Raw genomic sequence first — 1,930 nt, 5'->3', positions numbered from 1 at the left:
GTCGTCGGCGGCGCAGGCCAGGTGGAAGCCGCCGAGACCCTTGACCGCGACGACCGCACCGCCCGCGAGCGCCCGCTGGGCCGCCGCCAGCGCCGCGTTCGTTCCCCGTACCCGCCCGTCCGGGCCATCCGGCGCGGTGCCGGGCCGACCCGCGGGGGTGAACCACAGCTGTGGTCCGCAGTCGGGGCAGGCGATGGGCTCGGCGTGGAAACGGCGGTCCGCGGGGTCGGCGTACTGGGCCGCGCAGCGGGCGCACATCGGGAACCCGGCCATGGTGGTCGCCGCCCGGTCGTAGGGCAGCGACGTGGCGATGGTGAAGCGGGGGCCGCAGTTCGTGCAGGTGATGAACGGATGCCGGTGGCGCCGATCGGCCGGGTCGAACAGCTCCCGCAGGCAGTCGGCGCACACCGCGGTGTCCGGCGGCAGCAGGGTGCGTGGCCCGGCCGTGACGGTGCTCGCCGCGATCCGGAACCCGTCAGCGGCCCGCTCTCCCGCCGTCCCCCGATCGGGCGGGCCACCGGCGGACGCCTCCGTGACGGTGATCCGGTCGACGCGGGCGAGCGGCGGCGCCTGCGGCGCGAGCCGGCGCAGGAACTCCTCGACGTCCCCGGTGGTGCCGTCGACGTCGATGACGACCGCGGCCGAGTCGTTGCCGACCGCGCCCGTCAGCCGCAGCTCCCGGGCCAGCCGGTACACGTACGGCCGGAAGCCGACGCCCTGCACCACCCCCTCGACCAGGACCCGGCAGCGCACCGGCGCGGTCGCCGGGCCAGGGCCGGCGTGCGGCGATCCGGCCGGGTGCCCGCTCATGGGTGCCGTTCCCAGATCATGATCCGGTTGTTGCCGGAGTCGGCGACGGCGAGGCGCTCGCCCCGCAGCGACAGGCCGTACGGCCAGCAGAACGTGTCGGGGCCGACGGCGGTCCAGCGGTTCTCGCCGATCTCGGCGAACGTCGGCTGCCCCAGCACCGCGCCCGCCGGCGGCGCCGAACCGCGCACCGGACCGTCTCCCGGCGCCGGCGAGTCGCCCACCGTCGTGTCCGGTGCACCAGCCGCGTCCCGGCCGTTGGCCAGCAGTCCGTCCCAGAGCAGGACACGGTTGTCGGCGGTGTCCGCGACGGCCAGCAGACCGTCGTCCCAGTCGGCGGCGTAGGGGAACCGCAGCCGGTCGGCCCGCCCGCCGGCATACGGCGACTCGCCGCAGGTGACGGCGTCGGGCTGGCCGAGGACGAGGCCCGCGTCGCCGTCCGCGGTGGGATGCGGTGACCAGCCGAGCAGCCGGTGGTTGCCGGCGTCGGCGACGAGCAGTGCGTGGGCGGAGCCGGTGACGTCGTGCGGCCACCGGAAGCTGGCCGGGCCGGGCGTCCCGCCGCGATTGTCGGCCCGCGCCTGCGGGTCGGGCTGGCCGAGCACCAGGTCGGCCGGGGTGTCCGGCGAGGACGGGAGGCCGTCGGACCAGCCGAGTACCCGGCGGTTGCCGGTGTCGGCGACGTAGAAGCGCCCGCCGGCGAGCGCGACACCGAACGGCCAGTAAAAGGTGGTCGGGCCGCAGCCGCCACCTCGGTTCGCCTCGACGCTGTCCGCATCGGGCTGGCCGAGAACCAGGTCAGGGGCGACGTCCGGCGACTCGGGCACGCGGTCCCAGACCAGTACCCGGTGATGCCACGCGTCGGCGACGACGAGCCGGCCCTCGGTGACGAGGACGCCGGTCGGCAGGTGCAGGCCGCGGGCAGGACCACGACCGCCGGCGGCCGGGCCCTCGCTGAGGGCGTCGGGCTGGCCGAGCACGACGTCGGCGGGAGTCCCGTCGCGCTCGGGCCGGCCGTGCCAGAGCAGGATCCGGTGATTGCCCGAGTCGGCGGCGACGAGCAGGTCCTCGCCGAGCCACACCCCGCGCGGCGCGTAGAGGAACGACGCCGTCGGCCGCGCCG

Annotated in this window: 2 protein-coding genes; both read right to left on the bottom strand. The window is 76.6% G+C overall.

Features of this window, described 5'->3' with window-relative positions; genetic code table 11:
* On the bottom strand, nucleotides 1-810 hold an 810-nt coding region (locus MXD58_RS26595), incomplete at its 3' end, for an acylphosphatase (protein WP_250610526.1).
* On the bottom strand, nucleotides 807-1,930 hold a 1,124-nt coding region (locus MXD58_RS26590; RefSeq protein ID WP_250610524.1), incomplete at its 5' end, for an NHL repeat-containing protein. The genes MXD58_RS26595 and MXD58_RS26590, both read right to left, overlap by 4 nt.

It is taken from the genome of Frankia sp. AgKG'84/4 (genome assembly GCF_023242965.2).
Taxonomy (GTDB): domain Bacteria; phylum Actinomycetota; class Actinomycetes; order Frankiales; family Frankiaceae; genus Frankia.
This window is presented reverse-complemented; position numbering and strand designations above follow the sequence as displayed.